This is a genomic window from Kitasatospora sp. cg17-2, from assembly GCF_054031055.1.
Genome location: NZ_CM132923.1, coordinates 4,220,738 through 4,237,573, shown reverse-complemented (window position 1 = coordinate 4,237,573; position 16,836 = coordinate 4,220,738). Strand labels below are relative to the sequence as shown.

At 75.6% G+C, this 16,836-nt stretch carries 11 protein-coding genes and 1 pseudogene; 10 read left to right on the top strand and 2 right to left on the bottom strand.

Annotated features, from left to right (window positions below):
* The first annotated feature begins 29 nt into the window (after window positions 1-29).
* From ACW14Y_RS17560 to ACW14Y_RS17525, 8 genes and pseudogenes are all read left to right on the top strand, one after another.
* Window positions 30-1,166: a hypothetical protein gene (locus ACW14Y_RS17560; RefSeq protein ID WP_456987550.1), complete on the top strand. Its 1,137-nt coding sequence runs from the start codon at window positions 30-32 to the stop codon at window positions 1,164-1,166.
* Window positions 1,167-1,338: 172 nt separating this feature from the next.
* Window positions 1,339-3,198 carry a protein kinase domain-containing protein gene (locus ACW14Y_RS17555; protein ID WP_456987548.1) on the top strand — a complete coding sequence of 620 codons (1,860 nt, stop codon included), beginning with the start codon at window positions 1,339-1,341 and terminating at the stop codon, window positions 3,196-3,198.
* A 110-nt stretch (window positions 3,199-3,308) separates the two neighbouring features.
* A complete protein-coding gene (locus ACW14Y_RS17550) occupies window positions 3,309-4,952 on the top strand; it encodes a succinic semialdehyde dehydrogenase (protein WP_380439290.1) in 1,644 nt (547 codons plus the stop codon).
* Between the two features lie 60 nt (window positions 4,953-5,012).
* Window positions 5,013-6,803, top strand: a complete 1,791-nt coding sequence (locus tag ACW14Y_RS17545) for a GMC oxidoreductase (RefSeq protein ID WP_380304684.1) — start codon at window positions 5,013-5,015, stop codon at window positions 6,801-6,803.
* A gap of 163 nt (window positions 6,804-6,966) precedes the next feature.
* Entirely contained in the window at window positions 6,967-8,736 is a 1,770-nt protein-coding gene (locus ACW14Y_RS17540) for a hypothetical protein (RefSeq protein ID WP_380304682.1), read from the top strand.
* A gap of 1,036 nt (window positions 8,737-9,772) precedes the next feature.
* A complete protein-coding gene (gene guaA / locus ACW14Y_RS17535; protein ID WP_266269866.1) occupies window positions 9,773-11,368 on the top strand; it encodes a glutamine-hydrolyzing GMP synthase in 1,596 nt (531 codons plus the stop codon).
* A 196-nt stretch (window positions 11,369-11,564) separates the two neighbouring features.
* Window positions 11,565-12,158 (top strand): annotated as a pseudogene (locus ACW14Y_RS17530) (DoxX family membrane protein); the annotation flags it as partial.
* A gap of 42 nt (window positions 12,159-12,200) precedes the next feature.
* Complete coding sequence (locus ACW14Y_RS17525) at window positions 12,201-12,641, top strand: QcrA and Rieske domain-containing protein (RefSeq protein WP_375971172.1); 441 nt, start codon at window positions 12,201-12,203, stop codon at window positions 12,639-12,641.
* Window positions 12,642-12,686: 45 nt separating this feature from the next.
* On the opposite strand, the gene ACW14Y_RS17520 is transcribed toward ACW14Y_RS17525, so the two are convergent.
* Complete coding sequence (locus tag ACW14Y_RS17520; protein ID WP_380305356.1) at window positions 12,687-12,902, bottom strand: hypothetical protein; 216 nt, start codon at window positions 12,900-12,902, stop codon at window positions 12,687-12,689.
* Complete coding sequence (locus tag ACW14Y_RS17515) at window positions 12,899-14,446, bottom strand: PspC domain-containing protein (protein ID WP_380305354.1); 1,548 nt, start codon at window positions 14,444-14,446, stop codon at window positions 12,899-12,901. The genes ACW14Y_RS17520 and ACW14Y_RS17515 overlap by 4 nt, the downstream gene beginning before the upstream one ends.
* Window positions 14,447-14,578: 132 nt before the next feature.
* On the opposite strand from ACW14Y_RS17515, the gene ACW14Y_RS17510 reads away from it, so the two are divergent.
* Both ACW14Y_RS17510 and ACW14Y_RS17505 read left to right on the top strand, forming a co-directional pair.
* The gene (locus ACW14Y_RS17510; protein WP_456987543.1) at window positions 14,579-16,120 is read left to right on the top strand and encodes a PspC domain-containing protein; all 1,542 of its coding nucleotides are present in this window, start codon (window positions 14,579-14,581) and stop codon (window positions 16,118-16,120) included.
* On the top strand, window positions 16,113-16,790 hold the full coding sequence (locus tag ACW14Y_RS17505; RefSeq protein ID WP_093861754.1) for a LuxR C-terminal-related transcriptional regulator: 678 nt from the start codon (window positions 16,113-16,115) through the stop codon (window positions 16,788-16,790). Before ACW14Y_RS17510 ends, ACW14Y_RS17505 begins: the two co-directional genes overlap by 8 nt.
* The last annotated feature ends 46 nt before the right edge of the window (window positions 16,791-16,836 follow it).

Genomic DNA, 16,836 nt, shown 5'->3' with positions numbered 1-16,836 from the left:
GGCTTGGCGGCGAGCGGAGAGGAACACGCATGCGAGCGGGCCCGGGGCAGGTGCTGGCGGGGCGTTATCGGCTGACGGACCACCTGGAGGCGCTGGGCGCGTTCGCCGCGGACGAGCGGACCGGTGACGTCGTGCGGCTGCGCGCGCTGGAGCTGCCCGCGGTGCTGACCGGGGATCAGGAGCCGGACGGCCCCGGCGCGGAGCCGGGGGAGCGGCTGGTGCGCCGGGTGGCCGAGGTCGGCGCCGCGGCGCCCCGGCACGCCCGACTGCTGCAGGGCGCGGGGGCGTTCGTCGAGGGCGACCTGCTGTGGACGGTCGAGGAGCGGCCCGCCGGGCAGCCGCTGGACGCGCTGCTCGGGGCCGGCCCGCTGCCGCCGTACCGGGCGGCGGAGGTGGCGGCGGACCTCGCCGGGGCGCTGCGGGCGCTGCACGGGGCGGGTCTGGCGCACGGGAACGTGACGGCCGCCTCGGTGCTGGTCGGCGAGGACGGCGCGGCCCTGCTGGGCGGCCTGCTCCCCGGGGTGGCCGAGGAGGCGCTGGCCGAGGAGCTGGGCGGTCCGGGCGGGCGGCGGCGCTACGAGGTGCGGGCCGCGCTGGTCGGGCCGGTGGCCGAGCGGTGGCCGCTGGACGGCGGCCCGGCCGGCGACTGCTGGGCGCTCGGGGTGCTGCTGCACCGGATGGCGACCGGACGGGCGCCGTACCCGGAGAGCGGGGTGCCGGAGCTGGTGACGGCGGTGCGGGAGGGCCGGCGGGTCCCCGCCGGGGCGTGCGGGCCGCTGGGGCCGCTGGTGGAGCGGCTGGTGCAGTCCGATCCGGCGCTGCGGCCGACGGCGGCGGAGATCACGCTGGAGCTGGCGGAGCTGCTGGCGCGCGCGCCGGAGCCGGTGGAGGGGCCGGGGACGGCCGGTGCGCCGGGGCTTCCGGGGCCCCGCGCGGCGGGACCGGTCCGGCGGCGCCGGGCGAAGGGCGCCGCTGCCGCGGGCGGGTCGTGGGGCGGCAGGTCCCGGGACAGGGACGGGGCGAAGGCGGAAAAGGTCCCGGCGGAGGAGGCCGGAGGTGCCCGGCCGCCGCGGATCCCGCCGGCCCTGCTGGGGCCGCTCCTGGTCGGCGGAGTGTTCCTGCTGCTGGTCCTCGGCGTGGCGGCCGTGGTGCTGTTCGCAGGCTGACGGGGCCGGTGGGAACATGGTCGCCGGAACGGTGGGCGGGGGAGATTACCCGGGGGCACCCCGGACGCCTAGGGTGTCCGTGGAATCTGTTCGATTCAGTGGTCTGCACCGAGTGGTCTGCACCGGGCCCTCCGTCGCGTGACGGCAGGTGAATGAGGGGGAGCGGTCGCGGATGGGCGCGCAGGACCGGCCGGAGTCGGCCGAGGGGGAGCGGCTGCTGGTCGGTCGCTACGAGCTGGGCGAGCGGCTCGGCCGCGGCGGGATGGGCACGGTCTGGCGGGCCCGGGACCGGATGCTGGACCGTGAGGTCGCGGTCAAGGAGCTGACCGTCAGCCACCTCCCCGAGGAGGAGGTGGAGATCCTGCACGCCCGGATGAAGCGGGAGGCCGCCGCGGCCGCCCGGATCAAGCACCCCGGCGTGATCACCGTGCACGACGTGCTGGAGCAGGACGGCCGGCCGTGGATCGTCATGGAGCTGGTCGACGGCCGTTCGCTGGCCGATGTGATCAGCCAGGACGGCACCCTGCCGCCGCGCGCCGCCGCCGAGGTGGGCGGCCAGGTGCTGGCCGCGCTGCACCGGGGCCACCAGCTGGGGGTGCTGCACCGGGACGTGAAGCCGGCCAACGTGCTGCTGGAGCACGGGACGGGGCGGGCGGTGCTGCTCGACTTCGGCATCGCGACGTACGAGGGCTCGGCCGAGCTGACCCGGCCGGGCGACCTGGTCGGTTCGCCGGACTACCTGGCGCCGGAGCGTGCCCAGGGCGAGCGGCCGGGCCCGGCCTCCGACCTGTGGGGCCTGGGGGCGACGCTGTACGCGGCGGTGGAGGGCGACTCGCCGTTCCGCCGCACCTCGCCGCTGACCACGCTGGCCGCGGTGGTCGGCGACCCCCTGCCGGAGCCGCGCCGGGCCGGGCCGCTGGGGCCGGTGCTGGCCGCGCTGATGGCGAAGGACCCGGACGAGCGGCCGAGCGCGGACGAGGCGGCCCGGATGCTGGCCGAGGTGCAGGCCGGGCACACCGTCGGGCTCAAGCCGGTCGCGCCGGTGCGGACGCCGACCCAGTCGGTGCCGGTGGTGGACCGGGCGGGCCAGCAGGAGGAGCGGCCGGAGGAGGCGTCGGAGGACCGCGCCCGGGACCGGTCGGAGAGCGAGGACGAGGCCGGGGCGGCGTCGGCGGAGGGCGCGGAGGCCGTCACGGTGCCGCGCGCCCGGGCGGCGTCCGACCCGACGGCCTCGGAGCGGGCGGCGTCGGACCGGGCGGCGTCGGAGCGGGCGGAGGAGCCCTCGGCGGAGCCTTCCCCCGGGACCGACCCGGCGCGGGAGAGTGCCGAGGGGGCGCCCACCGGGCCGGTCACGCCGGTGCCGTACACCGACGCGCCCGCGCGCGGGCCGGCCAGGCGCCGGACGGTGCTGCGGGTGCTCGCGCTCGTGGTGGGCCTGGCGGTGCTGGCCGCCGGGGCGCTCTACCTGGTCCAGCGCCAGCGCGCGGAGGACCCCGGCCGGTCCGCCCCGACCCTGTCCCCCGGCCCGGGCCCGGTCGGGCCGCAGCCGACCGCCCCGGTGGACGGCACCCCCGCGCCCAGCGGCTACCAGTGGGTGGACGACCCGGCGGGCTTCCGGTTCCCGCTGCCGGTGACCGTCCCGGCCTGGCAGCGCTCCAGCACGCCGGACAACCAGATCTACTACAGCCCCGACAACAAGGCGCACTACCTGCAGTTCGCCGTCACCGTGGGCCAGTCGGTCCGGCCGCTGGAGCACATGCGGCAGATGGAGGTCACCGTCTCCAAGTCGCTGAAGGAGTACAAGCAGCACCGGCTCACCGGCGTCGCCGTGAACGGCCACGAGGCCGCGGTCTGGGAGTTCAGCTACCTGGCCAAGGAGGGCGGCCGCCGCCGGGCGATCGAGGCCGAGTTCATCGACGAGGACGGCACCAGCTACGCGATCTACTCGTCCAGCTTCGACCGGGGCAACGAGTGGAACGAGGCCGAGCAGCGGTTCAACGCGGTGCTCCACTACTTCACCCCGACCCGCTGAGCGCCGACGACCGCCACTGACCGCCGCTGATCCGCGGGGGCGCACCCGCGCGGGGGTTTCTTGTTACCGACGGGTACCGCACCGGCCGCCGAGCGCCTAGGCTGCGCCCTATGTCGGACCTCACAGCAGCTGCCGCGGCCACCGATCCCGCAGGCCCCGGCGCGCCGGGCCGCAACCCCGCCGCCCCGGGCGGCGGGCGCACCGTCGCCTCGGCCGTGCCATCGTCACTGGTCGACCGCCTCGCCGCCGGGGTCACCGCCACCGGCGAGCCCAGCGTGGTGGAGACCGTCGCCCCGCTCACCGGTGAACGGCTGGCCGGCCTGCCCCGGTCCACCCCCGCGGACGTCGAGGTGGCCTTCGAGCTCGCCCGCCGCGCCCAGCCGTCCTGGGCCGCGCTGCCGGTCCGCCGGCGCGCCGCCGTCCTGCTGCGCTTCCACGATCTGCTGATCAAGCGGCAGGACGAGGTGCTCGACCTCATCCAGGCGGAGACCGGCAAGGCCCGGCTGCACGCCTTCGAGGAGGTGCTCGCGGTCGCGATCGCGGCCCGCCACTACGGCCGGTCCGCGCACGGCTACCTGCGCGACAAGCGGCACCTCGGCGCGGTGCCGCTGTTCACCCAGGCGGTCGAGGCCCGCCGCCCCAAGGGCGTGGTCGGCCACATCTCGCCGTGGAACTACCCGTTCGAGCTGTCGGTCGGCGACGCGCTGCCGGCCTTCGTCGCGGGCAACGCGGTGGTCAACAAGCCGGACACCCAGACCGCGCTGACCGCGCTCTGGGCCCGCGAGCTGCTGATCGAGGCCGGACTGCCGGCCGACCTGTGGCAGATCGTGATCGGCGACGGCCCGGTGATCGGCCCGGCCGTGGTCGAGCACGCCGACTACGTCTCGTTCACCGGCTCCACCCGCACCGGCCGCGAGGTCGCCCGGCGGGCCGCCGAGCGGCTGGTCGGCGCCTCGCTCGAACTCGGCGGCAAGAACGCCCTGCTGGTGCTGGCCGACGCGGACCTCGACAAGGCCGCCGAGGGCGCCGTCCGGGCCTGCTTCTCCTCGGCCGGCCAGCTGTGCATCTCGATCGAGCGGCTGCTCGTCCACCGCTCGGTGGCCGACGAGTTCCTCGCGAAGTTCGCCGCCCGCACCCGCGCGCTGCGGCTCGGCGGCGGCCTCGCGTACGGGGCGGACATGGGCTCGCTGGTCTCGGGACGCCAGCTGGAGGCCACCACCCGGCACGTCGAGGAGGCGGTCAAGGCCGGCGCCACCGTGCTGGCCGGCGGGAAGGCCCGGCCGGACCTCGGCCCGTTCTTCCACGAGCCGACCATCCTGGAGGGCGTCACCCCGGACATGGCGGTCTGCGGCGAGGAGACCTTCGGCCCGGTGGTGTCCGTCTACCGCTTCGACACCGAGGAGGAGGCGGTGGCCGCCGCCAACTCCACCCCGTACGGACTCAACTCCAGCGTCTGGACCACCGACGTGCGGCGCGGGCGGGCGATCGCGGCCCGGCTGCGCACCGGCACCGTGAACGTCAACGAGGCGTACGGCGCGGCCTACGGTTCGGCCGCCTCGCCGATGGGCGGCATGGGCGACTCCGGGCTCGGCCGGCGGCACGGCGCCGAGGGCATCCTGCGGTTCACCGAGGCGCAGACGATCGCGAGCCAGCGGCTGCTGCCGCTCGCGCCGGCGTTCGGCCAGGACGACAAGCAGTACGCGGCGATGATGACCGCCGGGCTGCGGATCCTGAAGGCGCTGCGCGTCAAGTAGCCGGCCGGGCCCGCGGGCCGGCCCCCGTTTCGTGAACCACTTCCGAAGGAGCAGAGGCAGATGGTGGGTTCGGCTGACGGCCGGGAGTTCGACTACGACGTGGTCGTGGTCGGCTCCGGCTTCGGCGGTTCGGTCTCGGCGCTGCGGCTGACCGAGAAGGGGTACCGGGTCGCCGTCCTGGAGGCCGGGCGCCGCTTCGACCGCGACGAGCTGCCCCGGAACTCCTGGGACGTCGCCAACTACCTGTGGGCGCCGAAGCTCGGCCTGTACGGCATCCAGCGCATCCACCTGCTGGCCAATGTGCTGATCCTGGCCGGCGCCGGGGTCGGCGGCGGCTCGCTGAACTACGCCAACACCCTGTACGTGCCGCCGAAGGCGTTCTTCGAGGACCGCCAGTGGCAGCACATCACGGACTGGCAGGAGGAGCTGGCGCCGTTCTACGACCAGGCGCGGCGGATGCTCGGGGTGCGGCTCAACCCGACCGTCACCCCCTCGGACGTCCACCTCCGGGCGGCCGCCGAGCGGATGGGCGTCGGCGACACCTTCCACATGGCGCCGGTCGGGGTGTTCTTCGGCGACGGCAAGGACGCCGACGGCGCGGCGAAGGCGGCGCCCGGCGAGGAGGTGCCGGACCCGTACTTCGGCGGCGCCGGCCCGGCCCGGCGGTCCTGCGTCGAGTGCGGCGAGTGCATGACCGGCTGCCGCCACGGCGCCAAGAACATGCTCACCGAGAACTACCTGCACCTGGCCGAGCGGGGCGGCGCCGAGATCCACCCGCTCACCACGGTGGCCCGGATCCGGGAGTGGGGCGAGGGCTTCGCGGTGGACGTCCGGCGCACCGACGCCCGCTCCACCACCGACCGGGTCAAGGCCGGGGCGCGGACGATCACGGCCGCCCGGGTGGTGGTCGCGGCCGGCACCTACGGCACCCAGAACCTGCTGCACCGGATGCGGGCGGGCGGCCACCTGCCCCGGATCTCCGCCCGGCTCGGCGAGCTGACCCGGACCAACTCCGAGGCGCTGGTGGGCGCGCAGACCACCGACCGGCGGTACGGCGCCCGCGCGGACTTCACCAAGGGCGTGGCGATCACCTCCTCGATCCACCCCGACGAGAACACCCACATCGAGCCGGTCCGCTACGGCAAGGGCTCCAACGCGATGGGCGCGCTCTCGATCGCCCAGGTGCGGGGCGGCGGGCGGCTGCCGCGCTGGCTGCGCTACCTCGGCAACTCGGTCAAGCACCCGGTGACCTTCGGCCGCTCGATGAACCAGCACCGGTGGTCGGAGAAGACGATCATCGGCCTGGTGATGCAGTCCCTGGACAACTCCATCACCGTCTCGCTGAAGGAGAAGGGCCTCGGCAAGGGCACGCTGACCTCCCGCCAGGGCCACGGCGCGCCCAACCCCACCTGGATCCCGGCCGCCGAGCAGGGCGCGCAGGCGCTCGCCGAGGAGATCAACGGCTTCGCGGGCAGCAGCGTCGGCGAGATCTTCGACATCCCGCTGACCGCCCACTTCCTCGGCGGCTGCGCGATCGGCGACTCCCCGGAGACCGGCGTGGTCGACCCCTACCACCGGCTCTACGGCCACCCCGGGATCAGCGTGGTGGACGGTGCGGCGGTCTCCGCCAACCTCGGCGTCAACCCGTCGCTGACCATCACGGCGCAGGCCGAGCGGGCGATGTCGATGTGGCCCAACAAGGGCGAGGAGGACACCCGGCCGGCCGCCGGGGAGGCCTACCGCCGGGTCGCCGCGGTCGCGCCCGTCGCACCGGCGGTGCCCGAGGACGCGTTCGGCGCCCTGCGGCTGCCGCTGCTGGCGGTGCCGGAGGTGCCGAAGAAGCGGGACTGAGCCCGGCCGGGGGCCGCGCCGCCGGAGCGCGGCCGCGGCCCCCGGCGGTTCCCGGGTCCGGTCCGTGGACGGTGACCGGTTGACAGCTGTCCGTGCCCGATGAAAGAAAGGGGCGCCCTGGGGGGACCAGGCGATCGTTCGTTCGGACGGGGGGACGCGGCCCATGGCCATCTGCGCATCCTGCGGCGCGGCTTCGGCGGAAGGGGCGCCGGTCTGCGCGTCCTGCGGGCGGCCGGCGGCGCCGCCGCCACTGCTCCCGCCCGCTCCGCTGCCGCCGCCGCTCCTGCCGCCGCCGGTTTCGCCGCCCCCGGTGCTGCCGCCCGAGCCGCCCCAGCCGCCGTCCGCGCCGTCCGCGCCACCGTCCGCGCCGCCGCCCGTCCCGGCCGCCGCGCCGCCCGCCGAGCCGCCGACCGCCCCGTTCGCGCCGTCGGCCCCGGCGAAGCCGGACCTGCCGCCGCCGGTGCTGCCCCCGCCGCTGCCGGACCCGCCGCCCGCCGCGGGGAGCTGGGGCGCCGGGCGGCCCTACGACCCGGCCGGAGCCCGGCCCGCCGCCCTGGCGTGGCTCACCGGCGCGGACTGGCGCCCGGCCCTGCGGGCGGTCGTCGCGCCGACCGCCGTCCTGCTGCTGGCCGCGCTGATCGCCGCCGTCCCGGAGAGCGACTACTACTCCGCCCCCTTCCACGCGCCGCCCTTCGGCAAGCGCCTCGGCAGCTCGCTGGCCATGGCGCTGGGCGCGCTCGGCGCGCCGTACCGGTTGAGCCTCGCGACCTCCTGGGGCGAGAGCTCGTCGGTGTTCCGCGCCCTGCCGATGACCGTCACCGTGCTCTGGCTGCTCGCGCTCTGGCTCGGCCTGCGGGTCGGCGCCCGCCGCCGGCAGCAGCGCACCGGCGAGCAGCAGACCCGTCGGCAGGCGGCCGCCGAGGCCGTCCGCACCGCCGTCGCGGCGGCCGCCGTGACCCTGCTGCTCGGTCTGGTCGGCGGCGCGCGGTGGCACCCCGGCGGCAGCGGCCTCGGCATGGACTCCGCGGCCGCGGCCCAGGAGCTCGGCCGGACGACCTACAGCGCCTCGGCCGGCTGGTGGGAGGCGGTCGCCTGGACGGCTCTGCTCGCGGGCCTGCTCGCCTTCGCCGTGCACGGCACGGACGCGCTGCGCTGGGCGGCCTGGCGCAACCGGGCGGTGCGCGGCTGGGCGGTCGCGGGGCTGGCGGCCGGGCGCGCGCTGGCCGTCTCGGTGGGGCTGGCGGCGGTGGCCGGCTTCCTGGTGGTCGCCGTCCAGGTCGACGGCGATCTGACCGGTGCCGCGGTCGCCTTCCTGCCCAACCTCGGTCTGCTGCTGCTCGGGGTGGGCTCCGGGGCGGTGTTCCGGGCCAGCAGCTCCATCGCGTCCGACGGGGCGCCGGACTGGCAGACGGAGCCGCACGACGCGAACGAGTACTCCTTCTTCGACCCGGGCACCGCGGGGACGGACTGGCGCTGGTCCGTCCTGCTCGCGCTGGTCTCGGCGGTGGTGCTGGGCCGGACGGCGTTCCGGCGACGGCTGGACCCGGCGGACCGGCTGCGGCTGGCGGCCGTGTACGCGGTCGGGCTCAGCCTGCTGATGCTCGTCCCGGGGACGCTGGTCTCCACCGAGTCCGTGGTCGGCCCGCTCGTGCGCTCCCGGGACTTCGGCTCCGAGGACTCGCTCGCCCTGGTGCCGTGGACGCTGCTGGTGGCCAACGCGGTCTGGGCGGCCGTCGGCGCGCTGGCGGTGCCCGCGCTGCTGGCGGCCCTCGACCGGCGGCCGGCGCCGCCGGCGGACCGGGACCCGGAGGAGCCCGGGGGCACGCCGATGGTGCTGGAGGTGGTCGACTCGGAGGACCGTCGGCACCCGGCCGGTCCGGCGGCGGAGGAGGACGGCCCGGTGGACCCGAGCGTGTGGAGCCGGCGGTCGTAGGCGTGCCCGGGACGTCCGACCGGAGAAGGACCCCGGACAGGGCAAAGGGCCCCGCGGGGGAACGGGGCCCTTTGTCGCTCAGCACCCGGCGTCAGGGCCGCGCCGGTGCTGGGGTGACGGCGCCGGGGGAGGAGCGCCGTCCGGTCAGTCGGTCGATGGGTCGCGCGTCGCCGCGGTACCGGCGGGGTGGGCCGGCGCGCGCGGGCGCACAGGGCCGTGGCGGTGGTCCCGGACGCAGGCCTGCGTCGAGCCTTCGCTCACGGAGCGTGAGGTGATAATCGTTGCCACCGTGGGTCTCGGCGGCACCGACCGGCACTCCGCAGATGGCGCTCGGGCCATCGGGAGAACCTCTTCCATGCAGCATCGTGCTGGACGAAGGGCTTGCTCTGCAACCGATTCGGCATGATTCGGTACAGGCCGATTCCGGCCGGGCCGGTTGACGGGCCGGGGCGGGGCGGTCCCGTCGGGCGGCCGGACGGGGTGACGGCGGGGTGGCATCGATGATCACGGTGTGTAGTGACACCGGTCGGGGCGCACGGAGACGCGCGTAGCGGCGCGGGGACGGGGACCGGGGTGCGCCGGGATCGCACCGGGTGCGGCGGCCGGCACCGGGCGTCCCCGGCGGCCGACCGCCCCACCTCCTTGGTCCAGTCGCGGCCGGGTTCGCTGTCCCCTGCTGGCCGGCCGCAGCACCCGCGCACGGTCCCACGGCGCGCCGCTCCCCGGTCTGACCGGTTCCGCGACAGCGCCACGCGCGCCGGTGGACTGGGTTGAGCTCCACGCGTGGTCCTGCACTGCCGTACGGGCGCCCTGGCCGGGGCGGGGTGACGCGTCTGGCGGACGCGGCGCGGTCGTACGGTCCGCCCGGAGCAACGAACCGGCCGCCGCGACGGTCACGGCCGCGGGGGCGGGCAGACGAGTGAAACCGGCCAGCCCGGTAGACTCGACGGCAGACCCCCGCCTGTCGCCCGGGCGCACACCCTCCGAGGGGCGCGCCGGGTGCGACACCTTTCGTACCGCTGCCGGAAGGCCGTCTGTGTCCTCTGCTACTCCCGTCCAGTCCGTACCTGAGACCGACACCGTCCTGGTCGTCGACTTCGGTGCCCAGTACGCCCAGCTCATCGCCCGACGGGTGCGTGAGGCCAGGGTCTACAGCGAGATCGTGCCGAGCAGCATGCCGGTCGCCGAGATGCTCGCCAAGAACCCGAAGGCGATCATCCTCTCCGGCGGCCCCTCCTCGGTCTACGAGGACGGCGCCCCGCAGCTGGACCGCGCGATCTTCGAGGCCGGCGTGCCGGTCTTCGGCATGTGCTACGGCTTCCAGCTGATGGCCAAGACGCTCGGCGGCACCGTCGACAACTCCGGCGCCCGGGAGTACGGCCGCACCCCGCTGGTCGTCTCGCGCACCGGTTCGACCCTGTTCGAGGGCGTCCCGGCCGAGCACTCGGTGTGGATGTCGCACGGCGACGCCTGCTCGGCGGCCCCGGCGGGCTTCACCGTCACCGCCTCCACCGACGTGGTGCCGGTCGCGGCCTTCGAGAACGACGAGGCCCGGCTCTACGGCGTCCAGTACCACCCCGAGGTGCTGCACTCGGACCACGGCCAGCAGGTCCTGGAGCACTTCCTGTACCGCGGCGCCGGTCTCGCCCCCACCTGGACCACCGGCAACGTGGTCGAGGAGCAGGTCGCGCTGATCCGCGCCCAGGTCGGCGACAAGCGCGCCATCTGCGGTCTGTCCGGCGGCGTCGACTCGGCGGTCGCGGCCGCCCTGGTCAACAAGGCCATCGGCTCCAAGCTCACCTGCGTCTACGTCGACCACGGTCTGATGCGCAAGGGCGAGACCGAGCAGGTCGAGAAGGACTTCGTCGCCGCCACCGGCGTGCAGCTGAAGGTCGTCGACGCCAAGGAGCGCTTCCTCACCGCGCTGAAGGGCGTCAGCGACCCGGAGGAGAAGCGCAAGATCATCGGCCGGGAGTTCATCCGGGTCTTCGAGCAGGCGCAGGCCGAGATCGTCGCCGAGGCCGGCGAGCACGGCGAGTCGGTCGACTTCCTGGTCCAGGGCACCCTGTACCCGGACGTGGTGGAGTCCGGCGGCGGCACCGGCACCGCCAACATCAAGTCCCACCACAACGTCGGCGGCCTGCCCGAGGACCTCCAGTTCTCGCTGGTCGAGCCGCTGCGCAAGCTGTTCAAGGACGAGGTCCGGATGGTCGGCCAGGAGCTCGGCCTGCCGGAGGAGATCGTCCAGCGCCAGCCGTTCCCGGGCCCGGGCCTGGGCATCCGGATCGTCGGCGAGGTCACCGAGGAGCGGCTGGACCTGCTCCGCGAGGCCGACGCGATCGCCCGCGAGGAGCTGACCGCGGCCGGCCTGGACCGCGAGATCTGGCAGTGCCCGGTGGTCCTGCTCGCGGACGTCCGCAGCGTCGGCGTCCAGGGCGACGGCCGTACCTACGGTCACCCGATCGTGCTGCGTCCGGTGTCCTCCGAGGACGCCATGACCGCCGACTGGTCGCGCCTGCCGTACGACGTGCTGGCCCGCATCTCCACCCGGATCACCAACGAGGTCCGCGACGTCAACCGCGTCGTGCTGGACTGCACCAGCAAGCCGCCGGGCACCATCGAGTGGGAGTGAGCACTCCCCGCCCCGGCCGGTCCTGAACCGGTTCTGAACGACCGTGCCGCCGCTCCCGTACCGGGGAGCGGCGGCACGGTCGTTCCGTGTCCACGGGCACCCGGCGGGTGGGCCCTCCCACCGAAAGAGGTCACGACCGGGCAGAATGCGTCCGGACCTGTCAGGCGGTGACGGGCCGGCGAGGAAGGTGTGGGGAATGTCGGAGGCCAGCAGCTCCGTGACGGCCGGGGCGGGTCCGGCCGCCGGCATCGGCGACGGTACGGCCGGACCGCCGCCGGGCGCCGGCGAGGGTTCGGGACCGGCGGGCAGAACCGGGCGGGTCGCCGCCTGGAAGGCGGCCGGCTCGCGGCTCGCGCTGCTGCCGCTGCGGCTCTTCCTCGGGGTCACCTTCGTCTACGCGGCGCTCGACAAGCTCTCCGACAGCCACTACCTGGCCGGCGGCGGCGACCCGGCCTCCTTCGTCTCGCAGACCCGCGCCGCCAAGGGCTCCAGCCCGATCTCCTTCCTGCTCGGCCCGGCCCTCGACCACCCCACGCCGTTCGCCCTGCTGGTGGCCTTCGGCGAGCTGGCGGTGGGCCTGGGCACCCTGCTCGGCCTCTGGGGCCGGCTCGCCGCCGCCGGCGGGGCCGCGATCGGCCTCAGCCTCTGGCTCGCCGTCAGCTGGAACGTCTCGCCCTACTACCTCGGCAACGACCTCGTCTACCTGATGGCCTGGACGCCGCTGCTGCTGGCCGGCACCCCCTACCTGTCGGTGGACGGCTACCTCGCCCGGCGGTCCGGCCGGGACCGGCTCCGCGGTCTGCACGAGGACCACGTCCGGCGGCGGGCCCTGATGGACGGCGGCATCGCGGCCGTCGCGATGGGCGGGGCCGGGCTGCTCACCGGCTCGCTGACCGCCACCTTCGGCCGGGACGAGCCCGCCGCGAAGGCCAAGCAGCCCGCCGCCCCGGCGCCGGCCGGCCCGCCCGTCACGGTGGATGCCGCGAGCGTCCCGGTCGGCGGCTCGGCCCAGGTCAAGGACCCGGCCAGCGGTGACGCGGTCTACGTGGTGCAGCCCAAGGCGGGCCAGTACTGCGCGTTCTCCTCGGTCTGCACCCACTCCGGCTGCGCCGTCGACGCGCCGAAGAACGGTCAGCTGTACTGCCCGTGCCACGGCTCCCGGTTCGACGCGGCGACCGGGGCGGTGCTGAACGGGCCGGCCACCAAGCCGCTGCCGAAGTACCGGGTCACCAAGGAGGGCGACAAGCTGCGGCTGGGGCCGCCGGAGAGCTGACGGCCCGCCGGGGGCCGGTCCGGCGGGAGACGGTCGGGCAAGGGGTCAGTCCTGCGGGGACTCCTCCGGCCGGGACCGGCGGACCGCCGCCGCCACCGCCCCGGCCAGGCCGCCCAGGCCCAGCACGATGAAGGTCACCGGGATGACGATCCGGCCGTTCACCGAGACGTCGTTCACCGCCGCCACCAGGTAGAGCACCGCGATCACGGTGAACAGGCCCCCCGCGATCAGCGAGAAGAGATCGAGCTGGTGCTTCCTCACTTCTGGACCACCTTGATGTTGCCGAGCCCGATCCGCAGCGCGAGGTCGAGCGTTCCCTTGGATGTCTGTCCGTTCGCCGGCAGCACCTGGTAGCTGCGCTTGCCCGGGCCGTCGTCGGGGCCGTCCAGGCCCGGCACCCGGACCTGGCCCAGGCCGACCTCGGCCCTCACGTTCACCGTCACGTCCGACGGCACCGTCACGGTCAGGTCCCCGGCGCCGAGTTCCACCTCGGTGGCCAGGGTCGCGCCGGCCGGGTCGAGCCCGCCGAGGTCCAGCCGTGCCGTGCCGATGCCCAGCGTGTACTTCGGCTCCAGCTGGACCGCCGTGACGGCCGTCCAGGAGCGCTCGCCGAGCAGGTTCTGCGCCGAGACCGAGGACTGGCCGATCGCGGTCAGCGCCACCGTCAGCAGCACGCCCGGGACCACCAGCCGACGGGCCCGGCCGAACTTGGCGCCGAGCAGCAGGGTCAGACCGATCACCAGCAGCGCGGTCGCCAGCACGGTGTCGGCCGCCACGGCCGTCCCGCCGTCGGCCGAGGCGGACCAGACCGCGCTGGCCGCGCCCACCGCCAGCAGCAGGCCGATCAGGCCGAGCGGGGAGCGCTCGCGCCGGTGCACCACCACGGGCGGGTGCGGCGCGGGCGGCGGGGTCGGGCCGGTCCCCTTGCGCAGCGGGTCGCCCTGCGGCAGGTCGCTCCGCTGCCACCAGGGCCGGGCCGGGGTGCCGTACGGCGGGGTCGGGGTGCCGTACGGCGGCGCCGGTGGCGCGGGCGGTGCGGGCGGCGCCGGGGTCTCCCCGCCGTACGGGTTGCGCTCGGGGTGGCGCGGGTCCCACAGGTAGCCGGTCGGACCGGCGTGCGGGGTGTCGGAGGGGACGGTGCCGGCGGCCCGTTCCCGGGCGTGCCGGGCGCGGGCGTCCTCGTCGTCCTCCTCCGGCGGCCAGCGGTAGCCGCTCGCGCCGGCCCCGGCGTCGGGGAACCAGCGGTCGTACGGGCCGCCGGTCCGGTCGCCCCCGCCGCGGGCGTCCGGGTGCCCGAACTCGTGGCCGCGGCGGCGGTTGCGCCGGCCCCGGATCCGGCCGCGCCGGCGCTCCGGGTCGTAGCGGACGGCGAGGAACACCATCCCGCCGAGCAGCAGCAGCGGGAACAGCTGGTCGCCGTCGCCCATCGAGGAGAAGAAGACACCGGTGCCGATCACGGTCAGCAGCACCGCGCCGACCGACTGGCCGTCCACCCGGCCGGTGAGCACCCGCTGGAGCTCGGTGCGGCCCGAGCGCCCGCCGCCCTTGCCGTCCGCGCCGGGCTCGGTCGGCACGATCAGCCAGGCGAGTCCGTACAGGAAGAGGCCGAGGCCGCCGGAGAGGCAGAGCACGACCGTGACGACGCGGAACACCACCGGGTCGATGTCCAGGTGCCGACCGAGACCGCCGCAGACGCCGGCGACCACGCGGTGGCGCTCGGCCCGGGTCAGCGGCGGCCGGTCGGGGGCGGTCCGGGTGCCCGGCCCGGCCTCGTGGAGCTCCTCGGTGCGGTGGTCTTCGGTCATGGCACCATCCTGGTGGGTGCCGGAGCCGGGCCCAACCGGTCCCGCCCCTGCTCGGACCCTGACTTGTCCCTGAGAAGGGTCAGGGCTTCACCCTGATGCGTGCGGGTCCGCCCGCGTGGAACGATCGGTGCCGTGGCAGCACCCGGTTCCGATCCCCGTTCCCTCGCCCCCGAGCCCGCGTCGGCCGGGGGTGCCGACCCGTCCGTTCCCGGCGACGGGAAGCCGCCGTACCGCCGGCTGTACCGCAGCCCGCAGGGGCGGATGCTCGGCGGCGTCGCGCACGGACTGGCCGTGCACCTCGGACTGCCCGTCAGCTGGGTGCGGATCGCCTTCGTGGTGCTGTTCTTCGCCCAGGGGCTCGGCGGACTGCTCTACGCGGCGTTCTGGTTCGTGGTGCCGATCGGCATCGGCGAGCCGGCCCCGCGCGGCGGCGGCCCGCACTGGCTGTACGTCAACGGCACCTTCGTCCCGGTCGGTGCCGGGACGGTGGGCGGCGGGGAGCTGAGCAAGGGCGGCGGCCGGCGCGGCGGGGAGCTGGACAAGGACGGCGGCCGGCGCGGCGGGTGGATCGGCCGGATGCGCGAGGTGCTGCAGCACACGCTCCGCGGCGAGCCCGTCGAACTGGGCGAGGCGCCGACGGCCGGCACCGCGCCCGGCCCGACGGGCACAGGCACGGGCACGGGCAGCGGGACCGGCCAGCGGCAGGGCGGCCTCGGCCAGCTGGCCGCCCTGGTGATGCTGGTGATCGGCGTGATCGCGCTGCTCAACGCGCTCAACGTGCAGACCGCCAAGCCGTACACCTGGCCGCTGCTGGCGATCGGCGTCGGTGTGGCGCTGGTCTGGCGGCAGGCCGACGACTCGCGCTGGCAGCGCTGGTTCGGCCTGGAGGAGGGCGAGAAGCGGCGCGGCGCCTACACCCGGGTCGGCGCGGGCGTGCTGCTGGTGGTGGCCGGCATCATCGCCTTCCTCGCCACCCAGGGCAGCGGCTCCACCATCGGCTCGGTGGTCGAGGCCTCGCTGGCGGTGCTCGCGGGTGTGCTGGTGCTGGTCGGCCCGTACGCGCTGCGGATGTGGCAGGACCTCGGCGCCGAGCGCACCGCCCGCATCCGGGCCCAGGAGCGCGCCGAGATCGCCGCCCATGTGCACGACTCGGTGCTGCACACGCTGACCCTGATCCAGCGCCGGGCCGAGGACCCCAAGGAGGTGCTGCGGCTCGCCCGCGCCCAGGAGCGCGAACTGCGGCTGTGGCTCTACCGCCCCGAGGCGGTCGCCGAGGCGGCGCCGGACACCATGGCGGAGAGCCTGCGGGCGGTGGTCGCCGAGGTCGAGGACCGGCACGGCGTCCCGGTCGAGGTGGTGGTCGTCGGCGACTGCCCGATGGACGACCGGATCGCGGCCCAGATGCAGGCCGCGAGGGAGGCGACCGTCAACGCGGCCAAGTACGGTGGCGGGGGACCGGTCCAGGTCTACGCCGAGGTCGAGGGGAGGACCGTGATGGTGTTCGTCCGCGACCACGGACCCGGTTTCGACCCGGACACGGTGCCGGAGGACCGGATGGGCGTACGCGAGTCGATCCTCGGCCGGATGAAGCGCAACGGCGGCACCGCTCGGGTGCGGCCCGCGCCGGACGGCGGGACCGAGGTCGAGCTGGAGATGGAGAGGGCCAATGACTGAGGCAGCGCCGGAGCGCCGAGCGAGGGTCGTCCTGGTGGACGACCACCGGATGTTCCGGACGGGGGTGCGGGCCGAGATCGGGCGCACCGAGACGACCGGCATCGATGTGGTGGGCGAGGCCGACGACGTGGAGTCCGCGGTCCGGGTGGTGGCGGAGACGCGGCCCGACGTGGTGCTGCTGGACGTCCACCTGCCCGGCGGCGGCGGGGTCGAGGTGCTGCGGCGCTCGGCCGGGCTGATGGGCGACCCGGGCGGGGTGCGCTTCCTGGCGCTGTCCGTCTCGGACGCGGCGGAGGACGTGATCGGCGTGATCCGCGGCGGCGCCCGCGGCTACGTCACCAAGACCATCACCGGGACCGACCTGGTCGACGCGATCTTCCGGATCGGTGACGGCGACGCGGTGTTCTCGCCGCGGCTGGCCGGCTTCGTGCTGGACGCCTTCGCGGCGACCGACACCCCGCCGGTGGACGAGGACCTGGACCGGCTCACCCAGCGCGAGCGCGAGGTGCTGCGGCTGATCGCCCGAGGGTACGCGTACAAGGAGATCGCCAAGCAGCTGTTCATCTCGGTGAAGACGGTGGAGAGCCATGTCTCGGCGGTGCTGCGCAAGCTCCAGCTGAGCAACCGGCACGAGCTGACCCGCTGGGCGACCGCCCGCCGGCTGGTCTGACCGCGGCGGCTTCCGGCCCGCCCCCCCGTTCCGGCGTTCGCGGCCG

What these genes read in the sequence shown, in the direction of transcription:
- ACW14Y_RS17560 (WP_456987550.1), top strand. Translation starts at nt 30, where the DNA reads ATGCGAGCGGGCCCGGGGCAGGTGCTGGCGGGGCGTTATCGGCTGACG.
- ACW14Y_RS17525 (WP_375971172.1), top strand. Translation starts at nt 12,201, where the DNA reads ATGGACGGCGGCATCGCGGCCGTCGCGATGGGCGGGGCCGGGCTGCTC.
- ACW14Y_RS17515 (WP_380305354.1), bottom strand. Translation starts at nt 14,446, where the DNA reads ATGACCGAAGACCACCGCACCGAGGAGCTCCACGAGGCCGGGCCGGGC.
- ACW14Y_RS17555 (WP_456987548.1), top strand. Translation starts at nt 1,339, where the DNA reads ATGGGCGCGCAGGACCGGCCGGAGTCGGCCGAGGGGGAGCGGCTGCTG.
- ACW14Y_RS17550 (WP_380439290.1), top strand. Translation starts at nt 3,309, where the DNA reads ATGTCGGACCTCACAGCAGCTGCCGCGGCCACCGATCCCGCAGGCCCC.
- ACW14Y_RS17545 (WP_380304684.1), top strand. Translation starts at nt 5,013, where the DNA reads ATGGTGGGTTCGGCTGACGGCCGGGAGTTCGACTACGACGTGGTCGTG.
- ACW14Y_RS17540 (WP_380304682.1), top strand. Translation starts at nt 6,967, where the DNA reads ATGGCCATCTGCGCATCCTGCGGCGCGGCTTCGGCGGAAGGGGCGCCG.
- ACW14Y_RS17505 (WP_093861754.1), top strand. Translation starts at nt 16,113, where the DNA reads ATGACTGAGGCAGCGCCGGAGCGCCGAGCGAGGGTCGTCCTGGTGGAC.